The 16,302-nt window shown below is 49.0% G+C and carries 12 protein-coding genes; 5 read left to right on the top strand and 7 right to left on the bottom strand.

Annotated elements, in window-relative coordinates; all coding sequences use genetic code 11:
- Positions 1-43 precede the first annotated feature (43 nt).
- Positions 44-3,367: a hypothetical protein gene (locus ACO0K2_RS13110; RefSeq protein WP_423019489.1), complete on the top strand. Its 3,324-nt coding sequence runs from the start codon at positions 44-46 to the stop codon at positions 3,365-3,367.
- Between the two features lie 73 nt (positions 3,368-3,440).
- On the opposite strand, the gene ACO0K2_RS13115 is transcribed toward ACO0K2_RS13110, so the two are convergent.
- The 5 genes from ACO0K2_RS13115 to ACO0K2_RS13135 all read right to left on the bottom strand — a co-directional run bounded on the left by ACO0K2_RS13115 (position 3,441) and on the right by ACO0K2_RS13135 (position 10,352).
- Positions 3,441-5,267: an amidase gene (locus ACO0K2_RS13115; protein ID WP_423019491.1), complete on the bottom strand. Its 1,827-nt coding sequence runs from the start codon at positions 5,265-5,267 to the stop codon at positions 3,441-3,443.
- 158 nt (positions 5,268-5,425) lie between these two features.
- Positions 5,426-6,424 carry an NAD(P)H-dependent flavin oxidoreductase gene (locus ACO0K2_RS13120; RefSeq protein WP_423019493.1) on the bottom strand — a complete coding sequence of 333 codons (999 nt, stop codon included), beginning with the start codon at positions 6,422-6,424 and terminating at the stop codon, positions 5,426-5,428.
- Positions 6,425-6,549: 125 nt separating this feature from the next.
- Complete coding sequence (locus ACO0K2_RS13125; RefSeq protein WP_423019495.1) at positions 6,550-7,833, bottom strand: M48 family metalloprotease; 1,284 nt, start codon at positions 7,831-7,833, stop codon at positions 6,550-6,552.
- Positions 7,834-7,878: 45 nt separating this feature from the next.
- Positions 7,879-8,535 (bottom strand): hypothetical protein, encoded by a 657-nt coding sequence (locus ACO0K2_RS13130; RefSeq protein ID WP_423019497.1) that lies wholly within the window; start codon positions 8,533-8,535, stop codon positions 7,879-7,881.
- A gap of 44 nt (positions 8,536-8,579) precedes the next feature.
- A complete protein-coding gene (locus ACO0K2_RS13135; protein WP_423019499.1) occupies positions 8,580-10,352 on the bottom strand; it encodes a hypothetical protein in 1,773 nt (590 codons plus the stop codon).
- 364 nt (positions 10,353-10,716) lie between these two features.
- Here ACO0K2_RS13135 and ACO0K2_RS13140 point away from each other — a divergent pair, with 364 nt between their 5' ends.
- The 3 genes from ACO0K2_RS13140 to ACO0K2_RS13150 are packed head-to-tail and all read left to right on the top strand — an operon-like array spanning position 10,717 to position 13,510.
- A complete protein-coding gene (locus ACO0K2_RS13140; RefSeq protein ID WP_423019501.1) occupies positions 10,717-11,541 on the top strand; it encodes an RNA polymerase sigma factor in 825 nt (274 codons plus the stop codon).
- Positions 11,538-12,200, top strand: coding sequence for a hypothetical protein (locus tag ACO0K2_RS13145; RefSeq protein ID WP_423019503.1), 663 nt, complete (start codon positions 11,538-11,540; stop codon positions 12,198-12,200). Before ACO0K2_RS13140 ends, ACO0K2_RS13145 begins: the two co-directional genes overlap by 4 nt.
- Positions 12,185-13,510 carry a caspase family protein gene (locus ACO0K2_RS13150; protein WP_423019505.1) on the top strand — a complete coding sequence of 442 codons (1,326 nt, stop codon included), beginning with the start codon at positions 12,185-12,187 and terminating at the stop codon, positions 13,508-13,510. The genes ACO0K2_RS13145 and ACO0K2_RS13150 overlap by 16 nt, the downstream gene beginning before the upstream one ends.
- Before the next feature lie 52 nt (positions 13,511-13,562).
- Here the strand turns inward: ACO0K2_RS13150 and ACO0K2_RS13155 are convergent, their stop codons facing one another.
- Together ACO0K2_RS13155 and ACO0K2_RS13160 are read right to left on the bottom strand one after the other, a co-directional pair.
- The gene (locus ACO0K2_RS13155) at positions 13,563-14,018 is read right to left on the bottom strand and encodes a hypothetical protein (RefSeq protein ID WP_423019507.1); all 456 of its coding nucleotides are present in this window, start codon (positions 14,016-14,018) and stop codon (positions 13,563-13,565) included.
- Positions 14,019-14,238: 220 nt separating this feature from the next.
- Positions 14,239-15,558 carry a M48 family metalloprotease gene (locus ACO0K2_RS13160; protein ID WP_423019509.1) on the bottom strand — a complete coding sequence of 440 codons (1,320 nt, stop codon included), beginning with the start codon at positions 15,556-15,558 and terminating at the stop codon, positions 14,239-14,241.
- Positions 15,559-15,908: 350 nt separating this feature from the next.
- Between ACO0K2_RS13160 and ACO0K2_RS13165 the strand changes: the two genes are divergently transcribed.
- Positions 15,909-16,211, top strand: a complete 303-nt coding sequence (locus tag ACO0K2_RS13165; protein WP_423019511.1) for a hypothetical protein — start codon at positions 15,909-15,911, stop codon at positions 16,209-16,211.
- Positions 16,212-16,302: the final 91 nt, after the last annotated feature.

Consider the following 16,302-nt stretch of genomic DNA (forward strand, 5'->3'; position numbering starts at 1 on the left):
TACCAGAATGGATGAAGTTGCTTTGAAGTGAGATCACCAACCTATGCGCAATCGCAAAATGTTTAGGCGGCATTTGCTGACACTGTTTCTCTTATTATTGCTTGTCTGGAGCATGTCAGCGAAGGCCGATAACAACTTGTACTCAACATCAACTGCTGGCACGTGGACTTATACTGTCCCTCCAGGCGTTTATTCGGTACAAGTCATCATCTCAGGTGCTGGCGGAGGAGGTGGTGGAGCAGATGCGTTCGGTGGAGTGGCTAGTTTAGCGACGAGTTATGGTGGCAATGGAGGGCCAGGGGTGGCACTGACTACCCAACTGAATGTTAGTCCGGGTCAAATTCTTTCGGGCATCGTCGGAACAGGCGGCGGCGGCGGTATTTATGCAAAAGATCTTTCCGGTGGATTTGCTGGTGCGGGCGCAGGTAATGGTGGTAATGGTAACGGTGCCTCTGCCATTGGCTTCAGTGGTGGCGGTGGTGGAGGTGGGGGTGGTACATCACTATTGCTCGGAGGAACGACGGTTTTGCATGCGGGCGGTGGCGGTGGCGGTGGCGGTGGATCGGGTAATTTTTTTGGATTATCTGGATCGTCGAGTACTTCATTGACGGCGGTTGTCGATTGCAGTATTTCTGGAAACGGAGGCCATAGCGGTTCTGCAACGCTCGATGGCGGCGGTGGGGGCGGTGGTGGTGGAGGCTACGTTGGTGGCCTCGTTGGTTCGGATGGAGTCGATTTCAATACGCACGCTACCGGTGGCGGAGGAGGAACAAGCTGTTATGGTTTAGCCATTTCAGCCATTGTTGGAACGCCTATCTTATCGGTAGGAAATCAAGGGGGTAGCGGCCAAACTGACACTTCTCTACCTGGTCGTGTAGGTAGTAATGGAAGCGTAACGATCATCAATATACCCGGAGCACCGGGCAACTATTGGTCTGGAACAACAAGTTCAACGTGGAACTTAACCGACAACAATTGGGTGAACAATCCTGCCCCAGGCATATCAAGTGGACTATGGGCAAATGCAGGAACGGCGGTGTTTGGCAGTACCAATGCGCAACCGGGCGTAGTGAATGTATCCGGGACTCAAAACATCACAACGATTAACTTTAATAGCAGCAGTGCTTCTTATGTACTCAATGGCGGTACATTAAATGCTACTGGACCACTCACCATCGCAAATATCGGTACTTCGACAGCGATCATTAACTCTCCTCTGACGGTATCAACGAATAGCCTGAGATTGAATGGTACCGGCAGTATTACGCTTGGAGGTCTCATCGATAACGGTGCATCTTCCGCAACAATCATAAATGATACAGCCATGACATGGGCTGGTAGCGTAGGACAAGTTTTGAGCGGCAATATCACCGGATCAGGCAGATTATTCATCGCAAGCAATAACACATTAACGCTGTCGGGTAAAAACACCTACACTGGTCCGACGGTACTTGTACAAGGAACACTGAATCTCGCTGGTACTTTGGGTACTTTTATATCAGTTAATGGTGGTTTATTAACAGGAACAGGTACAAATGCAGGCGCATTAATCGTCAACAGCAGCGGCGTGCTCTCGCCAGGGTCCGGTGGCATAGGCAATTTAGGTATGGGAACGACTTCACTCAATAGCGGAGCTGTGTTTAACGCGAATGTGGGAACGAGCCAGAATCAATTGAATGTCAGTGGCAACCTAACACTTGGCGGAACGCTCAATGTCACGCTGAATGCAGGTGTACCTACGGGGTCATATACGATTGCAACTTATACTGGGGCGCTCAATGGCAGTTTTTCAAATATCGTTGCTCCCAGTGGCTATTTGAGTGCTATCAATACGCAAACACCGGGTACGGTGAAATTAACGCTGTTTGGTCTTTTAAAACTCAACAATACCTGGGGTCTTGGTTCAACAACCGGTGATACCGCAACAATCACAACCGCAGGCGCATTACTTGATGCCAGCGTGAGTTCGTCCGCAACAACAACCGGCAACACCACGAGCGGAAGCACTGTGGGCAATATCCAGCCAGGACAAACGATCATTCTTCCGGCCCCCACAATCTCGCCTTCTCTCAATTATGCGAATTACTCGATTGCCGTTTCATGTAACAACAGTAGCAACCTTGCTACGTCTGTTTTCCCTGCTCGCTTTACATTGACACCAGCGGATGTCACGAATGGGGTGACATGTACTTATACTGAATCCCCAAAAAGTAACACAGTGAGCGGAATCGTTTTGTTAGATAACGGTAAAGGCGGCGGTATCGCTAATGACGGTATTCAAAATGGTGCTGAAACCGGAATACCTGGCGTCACCATCACATTGACGAACTGCAGCGCAACCACATTCAGTACCACAGTCACAAATGGCGCGGGTCAATTCAGACTAACGGTACCAACGGGGACAACAGGAAGTATGTGTATTGTAAAAACGCCGCGCGCTGGCTTTGTCGCGGTCAGCAGTAATGTTGGCACAACGGGTGGTACCTATAACGCCGCAACGGATACCTTAACCTTCAACGCGATCGCCAGTACCAATTATGGATCGATTGTCTTAGGCGAAGTGAATCAAAGTACCTTCACCGGCAACGCGAGCAAAACCATCGCGATCAACGGCGCTGTGACCTACGCTCATGTCTACAACGCGGGCAATGCCGCCTCGGTTCTCTTTACCACCAGTGACGCACAAAATTTACCCAATCAAAATTGGCGTTCTGTGATTTATCGTGACGCCTCTTGCTCGGGTTCTTTGGCAAGTAACCCCACGATCATTACTGCGCCGATCAGTGTTAAAGCAGGTGATCAGATCTGTCTGTTGATCAATGTCACCAGTGCCCCCAACGCCACTAATAACACCGTCAACACAACAACGATCACTGCAACAGAGACCTACACGCCTCAGCCGACGATTGGTGTCATGAAGCAAACCTTCACCTTGATCAACACCACATCCGTTGGCACGTCGAATTTATCGCTGACCAAACAGCTCCGTGTTGTGAGTGCTTGTCCCGCCAATGCTAATCAGTCGACACTCAACGTCTCAGATATTTACGCAACAGAAATCAATGCCACGCCAGGTCAGTTTGTGCAGTATTTAATTACCTACACCAATGCCAGCGCGTCGCCGATGACGAAACTCGTGGTCTACGATCAAATTCCGGCGTACACCTCGTTTGTAAATGCGTTCTGTGTTGCGCTGCCTACTTCGGGGATCAGTAGTTGTGCCGTCACGACGTCACCCAATGTCGGCGGTACAGGCGGAGTCACGTGGTCGATGACCGATAGTCCTGGTGCCACAAGTGGCGCACAGGGCGGTCTCAATCCGGGTGGAAAAGGATCATTGAGTTATTGTGTGCAGATACAGCAATAAGTCATCGCGCTGTATCTGCTACCAAGGAAACATGTCCGCTATGACAATGGTCTGTCATGGCGGACATGTCGCATCAAAAGCCTGGTGGATGCTCATCAGCAACTGCGCAATATGTCTCCAAGGCCAGGCCAACACGCGCGATGGTCCCTTCATCAAACAGGCGTCCAATCAAGGTCACACCGTAAGGAACACGACGAGGTGGAGAAAATTGTGGCAGAGGATGTGCTGGATCGGGTGCCCAGTCACTACGGGCTTCTGACACATTGACAAAGCCAGTCCGCAAGGTCAAAGAAGGATGGCCCGTATTATTTGAAATCACCAGCATCTCATCCCGTAACGACGGCACTAAGAGCAGATCAACGTCATTCATTATTCGTGCCATTTCAAGCGCCACTTTGCGCCGTAGTCGGTCCGCCTGCACCAAGTCGACCGCTGACAAAAAGCGGGCACTTCGGAAGATATTGGGCCATGCGTCGGGGACCTGTTCTTTCAATTGATCCAAGCGGTGGTCAAGCGTTAGCTCTTCAAATGCCGCCGCACCTTCCGCAAAAAGAATGACATTAAGCGAATCATAAGACCAATCCGGCAAGGTCACTGGCACGGGTATCATACCAAGCGCCTTCACCGCATCCAGCGCGGCGCGATCCACTTCATTGGCGGGGTCTTCTTTCATCCACTGCGCAATGTATCCCACTTTGAGACCTCGTACAGGAGCGCCAGCGTTAAATGCGAGTGGTGCAGACACGCTAGCGGCGTCACCTGCATCCGGACCAGAGATCGCCTTGAGCACCAACATTGCATCTTCGACGGAGCGTGTCATTGGCCCCAACTTATCCAGTGACCAGCACAGCGTCATCGCACCGGTGCGTGGCACGCGACCAAATGTAGGACGCAATCCCGTCACGCCACAACGCATACTGGGGCTCACGATACTACCGCCGGTCTCACTGCCAATCGAAAACGCCACCAAGCCCGCCGCCGTAGCAGAGCCCGGACCGGCGCTTGATCCTGATGCCCCCTCTTCGATTAACCAAGGGTTCATTGTCTGACCGCCAAACCAAATGTCATTGAGCGCAAGCGCTCCCAGACTGAGTTTCGCAATCAAGATGGCACCAGCAGCATGAAGACGCTGCATCACCGCGGCGTCTTTCGTGGGAATTCGGTCACGGAACGGTTCAGCGCCGTAGGTCGTGGGAATGCCTGCCGTGTCGAGTAAATCTTTAACGCCATACGGGATACCATGCAGCGGTCCACGGTATTTACCCGCAGCAATCTCGCGATCCGCTTGCCGAGCTTGCTCTAGGGCATGTTCTTCGGTCAGCGTAATGACGCACCGAAGGGTAGGATTAAAGCGGTGGATGCGTTCGAGATAGATCCGCGTTAATCGCTCTGCGCTGAGTTGTCGGTGCTCAATCCAATACGCCAATTGATGGACCGGCGCAAAGGCAATGTCTCTATCGCTCGCGGGGAGTGGTCGTCCACCCTGCGGACTACGTACAAAGTGGTTTTTCGTTGGAGCGATGTGTATACCTGGTAAGACGGGGTTCCATTGTGATGCAGGGACATCGGTGCTCTCTAACGTTGTTGTGCGCGGTCCAGTACGTCGTTCCAGCATACCCGCCATCAAACTACGCCAGCTTTCACTCGCCATGCGTCGCTCAGCTTCAGAAAGTTGCACTTGCATGAGCTTTTCTGCTTCGGCAAAAGTAGCCGGCGAGACCTCGGGACCGAAGGCCGGCGCATTACCAAACACAGGCGGTGCGCCTGCGGGTGCTTGCGTTGGCGTTGGCATTGGGTTTGCTGTTGCGCTTGGTGTAGCCTGCGCGCTGACCCGATCCGCACTGGCAACTGCCAGTACCCCCATCGGTGCTTTGATCAAAAATTGGCGACGCTTCATCATTGGTAGAGTCCTTTATGCAGCAATCAAGTGAAATAAAACCGCGATGGCAGACTGCCTCTTCTTTTCAACGGATGAAAGAACACAGGACAGTGGCTGAACACCAAAGGATTTTACCTAATATATTTCAATGATGTGCACAAGGCATCAGTAACCGCATCTTACCGAGACAGTAGCTGGGTGGCTTGTTGATGGATTCTGGTGATTAACTCCGCTGCCGCTGGGTAGTCGTGAATGAGCCCTACCGCTTCGCCAACCGTAATGTGGGCGCGATCGAAATCATTGGCAGCAACACCTGCATCGTAGTCGTGTCTTGCCGCCTCCGGCGATGCCATCAATGCAGGCATATGGGATTCCCACTTCTGATGCAGCAGGTTGCGAATGGCACGGAAGTTAAATTCGTTGGGCCAATTTTTACGACGGAGAATATCAAAAATTGGAGAACGGGCGGTCGCGTCGCCGCTGGTCTCAAGCGCTACCTTGACAGCAGCTTCTGTCGCGAGACTTTCTTTTGTTGCCCAAAAACGTGTACCGATTAATGCACCATCGGCACCCAGGGCCAAGGCTGCGGCCAATCCACGTCCATCAGCAATACCCCCAGCGGCCAACAATAGCGTCGACGGCGACCGTTGTTGTAACTGATCTGCCATTTCCGGTACCAGACTCACTGTAGAACGACCATCGAGACTGTTCATCCCGTGACCACCCGCCTCGATTCCTTGTGCAACGATCACTGCGGCCCCCGCCTCAAGGCACAAGGGAAGTTGCTCAATACGTTGGATTTGGCAAATAAGCGGAATACCGCGACGGGCGATTCTCGCGGCATAGCGACGCGGATCGCCAAAAGATAACATCAGTGCAGCAGGGGTGTGAGGCTGATCAAGTAGCCAATCAAGCGCACTGGCATCTTCGTGCAAGCGCCAAGTAATAAAGCCACACCCAAACCGACTTAACGCGCCTGGCGAATGGGAAAGTAAGGAAAGCGCCAATGCATGCTCTTTTTGCACCCAAGCGACGTCCCCATACCCACCGCCCAACAACCCGAGCGTCCCCGCTTGCGCACAGGCAGCAACCAGTGCTCCGCCAGACGTCAATGCCATCGGTGCTAGGGCAATCGGTGATTGCAGACCGAAAACCGTACTGAACCGTGTCGTCAACATCGCGCACCTCTTTGGTTGGAGTAGATGCCCCTATTCTAAAGAAAGACGTCACCATTGACTATCATGACGACGCATCCAACACTTCCCCGAACCAACCGCATGAGACACAACGCGAGAGAGTCCTATCATGACGTATAGATCGCTTTGATCGTCACTTGGAAATTCTCTTTGCGCTTACGCGTATTAGGATGACGCTCCATCACACCATCACCCAAAAAGTGCAATTGTTTGAGTAATGCAGGATCCTTCGAATCATCAGGAATCTCAGGTACGATCGGACCCAGTCGCTGTTCTACTTTCGATATTTTTTCTTGAATGATTTTTTGATCAGGATATCGCGCTTTCATTAAACGGATAGCACAGCTGTCTGCCTGCAATTCTTGTTGCTCTGAGTAATTCACCACCATACTCTTCAAGGCGGAGGCGTAGCCGAGGACCGCAGTTGGATTGGCATGCGAGGTATCGCTGATTAATTTTCTGAAATTATCGATCGAATCAATGCCGTCTGCTAACTGCGCTTGATAAGCGCGGGTCTGGTGCCGTTGCAACACGTGTGAGACTTCATGGGCGATGACAAAGTAAGGATACTCTTCCGGCATCCCCTTCTTGAACAAATCTCTATCTACCAGAATAATGCCGCCGGGTAAGGCAACAGCATTAGTAAAACTTGTTTTTACCACCAAAATTTTAAAATCGTAGGGATTGTTTTCTGGAATGCTTTTTAAGATGTCAGCCAAAATTGCCCTTGATTTGGCATAAACGGCTTTGATCTCTTTATTTTTGTTTTCATCGAGCACATCCTCTTGTGGCACCCTGCCCTCGCCAATTTGCTTTTCAAATTCCATTGGCATCCAATTTAAATTTCTCGCGGCTAATTTCACGATATCTTTGACCGCAACAGGCTGCTGTCCATTCTTCGTTAAACTATCCGTAAAGCTTTTCAACTTAAGCTTTGCTGCAAGCATACCGAGTGACGTCAGGTTATCGGTGATACCAAAGGGCTGAATCGGTTGTTTGCACACCGGATCTAGCACGACGTTAGACACACTCGACCAGGTATCAATATCGATGATACTGAAAGCACTTGAGGAGGCCGTAGAGGTAGCCGTCGAGGATGCACTTGCTGCGGAGGCCGAAGAACTTGTATCGCCCTTGGCTTCATTTTCTTTTGATTTAGCACCGCCAGAAAAGAAATTGCCAATCGATTTAAAGAGAGACGGTTTTTCGGATGCAGGTTGAACTTCGGCGTTTTCTTGCTTCACCTGTGGATCGGTCTTTGATTGATCTTCGCCACTATTGGCTGGCGATAATAACGATAGTGCAATGATGCCGATGCTACATTGCAGAATCATCTTCGTGGGCAGTGAAATAGAGCCGCGCTTCTTCAGCGTCAATACAGTGTACGTCATCAATCGTCATCCAAAATTAGTACGCCAAACAGATCATCGGGTTAATCACTTTTTGCCGTTGCGTAAAGAGGCTAAAATCATGTCCCGATTAAAGTAGTAATCTGCTTCTTCAAAAATGGCTGCCTGATAAATCGCTTTCACATCCGACGATAAACCCTGCGCATCCAACTCAGTCAACTTACCATTCATCTCTTGCAGCTCGTCCGCTTCTGGAATCTCAAAACTACCCCGGTAAGTCTCTTTCCGTGTAACCAGTATCCAGTTATAGCTAGTACCGGGTTGCATTTTCTCAATCAATAACGCTTGGCCCGCTACATATTGCGGCAGCTTCAGGGCCTTTCCTGTGCCTTCTGCCGTGACAGTAAGACTCACAAGTCCTTCCTGCGCGACCGCGCTTACATCGAAAGGTACTTTGTCGCCGAGAGCAAAGACCTTCCCCGTTGGCGTACCCATAGGCGGCGGTGTCTCGAAGCGCTTGCCACCCGTTGATTTGGTATCAAGCAGCGCCAGCCATACTGTTTTGAGTGATTTTGCTGAAATTCCCTTGACTGTCTTACAGGCGTTTGTTTTGGAAAGTTCTTTCGATAGCGCTTCGGTTCGAGGAGAATTGGCCTGCTGTGGCGGCAATTGGCACTCTTCCGCATGCACCAGTCCCACGCCCGTTGTCAGGGCGAGTACTGTCATTGCAATATTTTTTTTCATAGCTTTCGCATCCATCGAGAAAGGTGATTTAAGAATTAAATAATTTAAGAATTAAATAGATAGTTCATACCAATAAAAATAATGAGCCAGAACGTCAGTCCGCGAAGCCATCCCAAGAAATAGCCGAGATGAACTGCCCAACTCAAATACTGTTTATATTGCTGCGCTGGTGAAGCAGCAGGAATCACCTTAAAAGGGAGAAGCCGTTGTAACGCATGACGGACACGCGTGATTGAAAAATACGAGAGATCATGATGGTGGGATGTCTTCCGGCGTTGAAACGCCTCATACACATACACCAAAAGTCCAAAGAAAAAGCTAATGAAAAGCCCACCAATCAGTAACTCAAACGTCTCCCCCGCAATCGCAGAAAAATCAATCCAACCGCTAAAAATGGCTAACGCTAATACAATGCACAAGCAAACAATCACCGCTACCGACCACATAAATCGCTTTCCAAGCCGATGTCTTTCTTTATCAGCTTCACGAACGATCGCGGTCTTGTGATGCTCTTCTTTTTCTTCTTTATGCTCTTCTAATAATCGTTGAATTTGCTCAATCGGCGCAGAAACAAACCCATCAAAAAGAATGGAAATCGCAATGAGCAAAGGGGCCAGCATGAAATGGTATTGAAGGAAAAAGAACTCTGAGGCGAAAATAAAATACAGCACCAGCAGCAAATACACCAAGACGAAGGCAAAAATCACACCTGTACCAATAGCCGTACGCAAATGCCCTTTACTTAACTCGCGGATATGCATATCAAAACGGGTTGCCATCACATACCCATTCCAAAACTGTCCCACTACCCACGCAAAGCAAAACGCAATGCCCATATCAATGAGAAGACCTAACCAAGCAGGTAATGTTTCGATGGGGTATTCAAGACTAACAAGACGCGCGCCATGAATAACGACACCTGCCAATTTTCCTAATGGCGTGAGGTAGTTATCTTCTTTATCCGAATCGATGCCAAACAAAACGGGGTTGTCGTTCCACTGCAACCCGTCGTTAAAATCTTGGCTGCCAATCGGAATAACAGCGAGGTGTTTCTGGACAGCTGAAAAATTAATCGGTGCGGTTTCGTAAGTCGTGTTTTCTTTTTTCTCGTCGTCTTTTTGTAACCAAGGGTTATCAGCAGGAGAGGATGCTTGCTTCACAAGCTGACATGCGTAGTCATTGAAGCCATGATGTAATTGTTCGGCAAAGCGTGATTGAAGAATTTCTTCTTCACCAATAAACTGCTCGTTGACCATGCCTAACGATTTATCCAGTGCACCATCACCAAAATGCACCCCGTTAGCACAACGCTCTAGCATCCACGTGTGTTTGGCACGTTTAAAATCGCCCTTCACTGGAAATGGCGTCAGAATCACCAAGCGTTTGGCTTCTTGATCAAGAAGCGAATCGAGTGCAGCTTGACATGCCAGATCAGTGCTATTCCCTTTCGCTAATGGGGACAAGTCAAAATCGATTGCAAGACGTTGCGTTCCTTTCGACAGAATCGCGGTAATATCATCACGTAACATGCAACGGTCGAGAGGGCTTTTTTCACTGTAGTGAGTGATAAAGCGGTCTTCACTCAAGGTGACGACGATAGGTGTATGACGGTTAATGCTGACATCGATTGCCGTACTCTGAGCGGCAAGACCCGCCACCAGCAGCCAGGAAAACTTCGTGAATATTTTTAGGATACCTAAATGTTCAAAAATGGCCGCCAACGCAGCACTAAACAAAACGGATTTCCATTGCTCACTCACAAAATCAACGACGTTTTTTAAAAAGAGAGGAACGGCGCGTATTATTTTTATTGTCATTTTTATCTTGCAAATATTTTTTTGAAAGCAACTTTGGCGATGGAAGCGGCATGAAGACACGCTAACGTTGCGGTATTGTGATACGCATTTATGCAACACAAGTTGCTTAAAATCATACTTAATATGCTTACATTGTTTTACACTTTGGCAAAATAATAAGTTAATTTTTCTATTTAAAAATACAATTGTTGTTTTTTTATTGAAAGAAACAAGCTTAAACGCCGCTACCGGCGATAGTAAGCGATAGCGTCAGCGCGACAGTCGTTAAGACATTGCTTGATTATTAGTAAATAAACAACGCACCTCTTATCGTCTTTTTGTATTACGACCATTTCCCGAGTGCACGACTTCAGCCATCTTCTCCATGTTAAATCCGCGCGTCTCTAATGAAGAACTCACACGATTATTAAAAAAATTCGCCACCAAAAAAGGGACCTCTGCCGCCTTGCGCCAAGACCATCAACAATTTTTTGATTACCTCAATGGTGGACTTGATCGACTTATACGAGTCACCGTCAATTACAACGACGAGTTAGCCAAGGTGGCGCTACAAGAAACATGGCTCAAAATAATCAATTCTGCTGATCAATATGACGCGAGCAAATCGTCCGTCAAAACGTGGTCCAAGGTCATTGCCTATCGTTGTGCGATCGATGCATTACGTGCGTATTATCAGACCGTTGAGCATCGAACTATTCCTGTAAATGAAGAGGATGACCATCACAAGAATGAAAAAAAGACGGCTCCAGCATTGAGCGGCGATGAGGACGCATCACACGACAAAGAGCGCTATTCAACGACGAGCGTCAACACATTGCGTGAGTTTATTAGCGTGGAAGATGATGTTGATGCGTTGGGTAAAGATCTCGACAATCTCGTCTGTCCGTTGATGCACTCGGATGACCTCGTCTACGAAAAACAGTTACAACACGCGATCAAAACCTGTATCGAATTACTGCCTAACGATGGCGGACCTAATTATCGGCAAGCGATGGAATTATGTCTCGATGAAGATCTACGCTATGCGGACATGACAGCCATTTTAGCGGCACAATCTGCACACCACGCACATATCAATCTTGAGCAGGTCCGAAAATGGGTCATGCATGCAAAAATCAAAATGCAAAAATGCATCTCACAAAAGCTTGGCTGGAACAATGACAGAAGCAAAGAGAGGAATAACAAATGACTGACGACCTACATCGATTCCGCTCTCTCTGTTTTTTTTATGCCTGTGGAAAATTAGATGCTGACGAGATGGCATGGATGCAGCACATGTTGCAATCCCATCCTGAGCTGCAAGCGGAGCTTGATGCTGACCAGATGCTCGTCACTGCGGCACGTAACGCCAACGCGGAGGCGCAGCAGACAAGCCCACCGCTATTACGTTTTGAGGACATTGCATGGCCCTCAGCGCCCCGTACTCCAACGATCATTGAGCGACTTCAGGCATGGTTCGACAAGGGATGGCATCACCCTATGCCATCGGGATGGGCCGTCAGCGCCATCGCTTGCCTAGTCATCGCCACAGGGGTACAAACATATCAGTTACGCTCCGTATCTATCGATATGGAACATGACAGTCGGTATCGTGGAATAGCCGCATCTGCGAATACAGAGACGCCAGCGTTAGAGGTGATCTTGTCCGACACGATTACCGTGGCTGATTTGAGACGCGTATTACCGGATATTGGACTCACCATCATCTGCGGTCCAGACCAGCAAGGTAAAGCGACGCTTGCCGTATTAACCGGAACGGGTGAACAAGCCCTCGCCGGTCTTAAAGCGAACAAGATGCTGTTAGACGGTCATATCGTGACAGGAAAAGTGCAATGCGGATCGCGTTAATTTTTTTTACGGCACTCAGCTTCGTGTGCCCTGCTCTTGCGCAAAGTATTGATTACCGCAGTGCACCGAAGTTTGCACTCGTCATTGGTAACGCAAACTATGAAGGGGCCTTAAAGCTACGCAATGCCAACCATGACGCGCATCTCTTAGCACAACGACTGCAAGGTGCAGGATACACGACCGAGCTGATCGACAATGCCAATCGGCAAACCATGTACGAAGCCATCGGGCGGCTTGCCGATCATCTGAATCAGGGCGGTGTGGGTGTTTTTTATTATGCTGGTCATGGCGCTGAAATCAAAGAGCGCAATTACCTGATCCCGGTGAATGTGTCACTCAAGGTGCTTGGCGCGATCCCCCAAGAGTCGGTGCCGGTGGATGACTTGTTGAAACGTCTCAGGGAAAGTCACGCACACTTATCCATCGTTCTCTTGGATGCCTGTCGCAATGATCCTTCTAGCTTGGTGTTCGAGCAACGTTATCGCGGCATCCCATCAACGGGTTTTATGGCGGAAAAGCCTGCCAACGGCATGGTGATTGCCTACGCCACGCAGCCCGGCGAACGCGCGTTGGATGGAGAAGGCCGTGACGGTCCTTTTGCACTCGCGCTCGCGGAATGGATCGTGAAGCCAGGAATGCCCTTAGAAGAAGCGATTAAGCACGTCATGACGGACGTGCGTGCAAAGACAAAAGATGAACAACGCCCATGGATGGCGACATCGCTGATAGGGAACTTTGTGCTGGTTCCCACCGCTGCGCAGCATATTGAATTGACCGCGGTGAAAACAACACAAGCGACGACCAGTGCGCATACACGGGGCCAAATAGCCACGTCAACCGTGTCCGATAGTCCACCGCTGCTGCAATGGTTTCAGTCCCTCAATAACGACGAGCAAATGAAACTCACCGTCGATATCCAGCGGCAAGCGGCATCGCTTAATGCGGATGATTTACCACGGTTGATGCAGCAGGCCAAAGGAGGAAGCGTGATTGCGCAATCCGTTCTTGGTCTTGCCTACCGTCAAGGATTTGGCGTCGGCATGAAGCAAACTCGTAGCAATCAACAAGCCATCAAATGGCTGACAATGGCTGCCAATCAACATCTTCCCTTTGCCCTCAATGAGTTAGGTGAAATGGCGTATTTGGGCCAAGGTATGCCTAAGAACGTCAGCAAAGCACGCACCTATTTTGAAGAAGCCATTGCGCAACACTACACCCCTGCAAAACTGAATTTATTTCAGTTGATGAGCGAATCCGGAGAAATGGATGCGAAATCGATGGCAGAGATGCTGAAAAACGCTCTTCATTGAGCGTTTTCAACGAGGCGATGGTGATCGATGAACGTGGATTTCACCTCCAAAATTAAGACCTTGATGCCAATTCGATCAACTGCTCTTTATCGCTTTCCATGCCGCGTGCAAAGACCATGGCCGCGTGTGCTAACAATCGGATCATTCGCTTTACAAAAAACGTGATCTGCGCACCATCGTTATAAAAAAATTCTACTGTCAACCACACCGTATCTTTCACCGTGTGCCCCTTCACCACCTTCAGTTTGCGATTAATGTTATCCAATTGAATCAGTGCCTGATGCAATTCAGCTTGTTCATTGATTTCCCAAATATTAGGCAAAATCAATTTTGCAAAATTCGCATCTTTGCGATCGAAGCATAATGCGTAATCCAAGCCCTCTGATTTAAAAATAATGTCACCATCGCTATCAATCGAGGCAGGAAAGCCTTCGCTATTGAGATAGTCCAATAACTGCGCGGTCTGGCTCGGTTCTAGTGAGAGCGTAGGGTATTGCAAAGTATCCATCTTGTTACCTCCTGAGTCTGGATATTCAGAAAAATAGGGGCAACGCGATCCGCTCAGTCATACGATGATCTTCCTTTCATCCATCGTCTTGATCGGTCTTTGTTGCCTAATAAGATCGCGCTATCAACAAGTAACGCTTCTTTCCTATTCGCTCAACGGAGGCAAAAGCGGAAATCTATTTTCAGTTTTTTTTGGTAGGTACGCCGCGCCGAATCAGTACTTAGGGTTTGAGTTGCTCAGCGCGCCAGCGCATTGCGCTGTAGATGCGTTTTCTTGGGCTTGGATGATCAAAGAATAGCCATTCTTCGACATCGCCCGGATCTGATTTACGATATGCCGTCAGCTTCAACATCTCCTCGGCAAATCCCAGCGGCTCAGCGGAGGCGTTGATACCAAATATATCGGCCTCAGTCTCCTGAGTTCGAATCAGTGTATTGCTGATCGGCGTAGAAATAAACATAAAGACAGAAAACCAGATGCTCAATAGCGGTAACGCTGCGATATCTGCGTAGCTCCTCAATCCGAGAGAAAACCCCCATTTATCAAGCGACCATTCGAGTAAGCGCTTCACAAACGCAAATCCAAGCACTAAGACAATGCCTATTTCCATCCAGATTTTATAAACGTGATTCATCACATAATGGCCTAACTCATGCCCCAGTACCGCCTTGATCTCACTCACGGAACTACGTTGCAGTAAATTGTCGTTCATCCGTACCGCAGCCGATCCAAATATACCTGAAACGTTGGCACTCGCACGATCGGTCTGCTTGGAGGCATCGAACTGATAGACATTATTCACCGGCACACCATTGGCACGCATCATTGCCAAAACAGGATCTTTGATTCTGACATCGGTAATCGGTTGATAGGTATTAAATAAGGGGTCAATGTAGTTGGGTGCCAGAAACATGAAAACGCCCAATAAGGAAATACTGATTCCCGCTCCCCACAACCACCAGTGACGTCGCGTGAGACGCAATGCAATGTAAATCATGCCAATGGAAATACCGATCGACACAGTAGAAATACACACCATGAGCATATTTTCTTTGAACCAATCGAGGGCCTGCATATTCGACAATCCATAGAGATGCTCACGATAAAATCCCTCATACACCGTTAAAGGTAAGGTAATCACTGACATCACAAAGGTGCAAACCATGGCGGTTACCGAGTCAATCATCCATTGAAAACGCCACTTTTTCGATAGCCTGTCCCTGACGCGCGCCAACACTTTGCTCCGTAAGACAATCACTGCTGCGGCAATGCTGACGAAGAGATCAATCAATTGCAACCAGTACTTCCCTTCAAAATAGGCATCTGATCTAGTCTTCGCTTCGGGCGAAATCCGTGCCATATAGGCCTCGGTCGCTGCCATTGGATCACGCGGTAAGCTTGCCCGCCACGTGTCATCGACTGCCGCTATTTGTGCTTGTTTTCGCGACGTCACGCCCTGCGACAAAGGCGCACTCACGGCAACAATGATTGATAAAATCAGGGATAGGACAATTACTATCCATATAGTCTTTTTGTTCACATTGGTCTCCCTTGGTGCATTATCACAGCGATCTGTTCTTGTTTGGACAGAAGCGATCGCGATCCCTACACCAAGTCATCTTGAAAATAAGTTAATAATTGTCACGGGTATTTACCTTGAACAAAGAAGATAAGAGATGTTTTTTCAAATAGCAATGACCTAAATAAGTGAATAAGTGAATAAGTGAGTGAATAAGTGAGTGAGATGATCTTGACGTCAAATCCACATTTCACCGATACTCTTACACATCCACACCAAACCAACCGATCTTGATGCTGTCTATCTGGCGATCTCTGCTCATCTGTTTTCTGCTTCTGACGCTTTCTTCACAAGGAATAGCGCAAGTGGCGATGGACAAGTGCGTCGGTAGCGAAATACACCAGACTGAGCAGGCATCACGCTCATCAGAGATGGTCGGTGTGGGCATGGCATGCGTTGAACACAGCGCAAAGCAGCATTCCACCCACGCTCAGCATGGTCATGGTACCTGTAATCACTGTGCCGTCTGCTGCATAGCGGCTGCGCTGCCAGCAACGTCGCTGCCTCTCGACGTCAATATCACGACGCCAGAGCACTACCCTGCCCTGACGATGGGTGAACACTCCATCGATCCTACTCGTCTCGACCGACCTCCCCGTCCACGATTCCTCTGAGCCCTCGCTCGACCTGCGCCCCGCGCAACAACTGCTATTGACTTTCCCTTGGTGTTCTCGCTCATGTTGTGGGCGGAGATGCCATGTATTA

Origin of the sequence: Undibacterium sp. MH2W (assembly GCF_049340215.1) — a bacterium.
GTDB lineage: Bacteria > Pseudomonadota > Gammaproteobacteria > Burkholderiales > Burkholderiaceae_D > Undibacterium.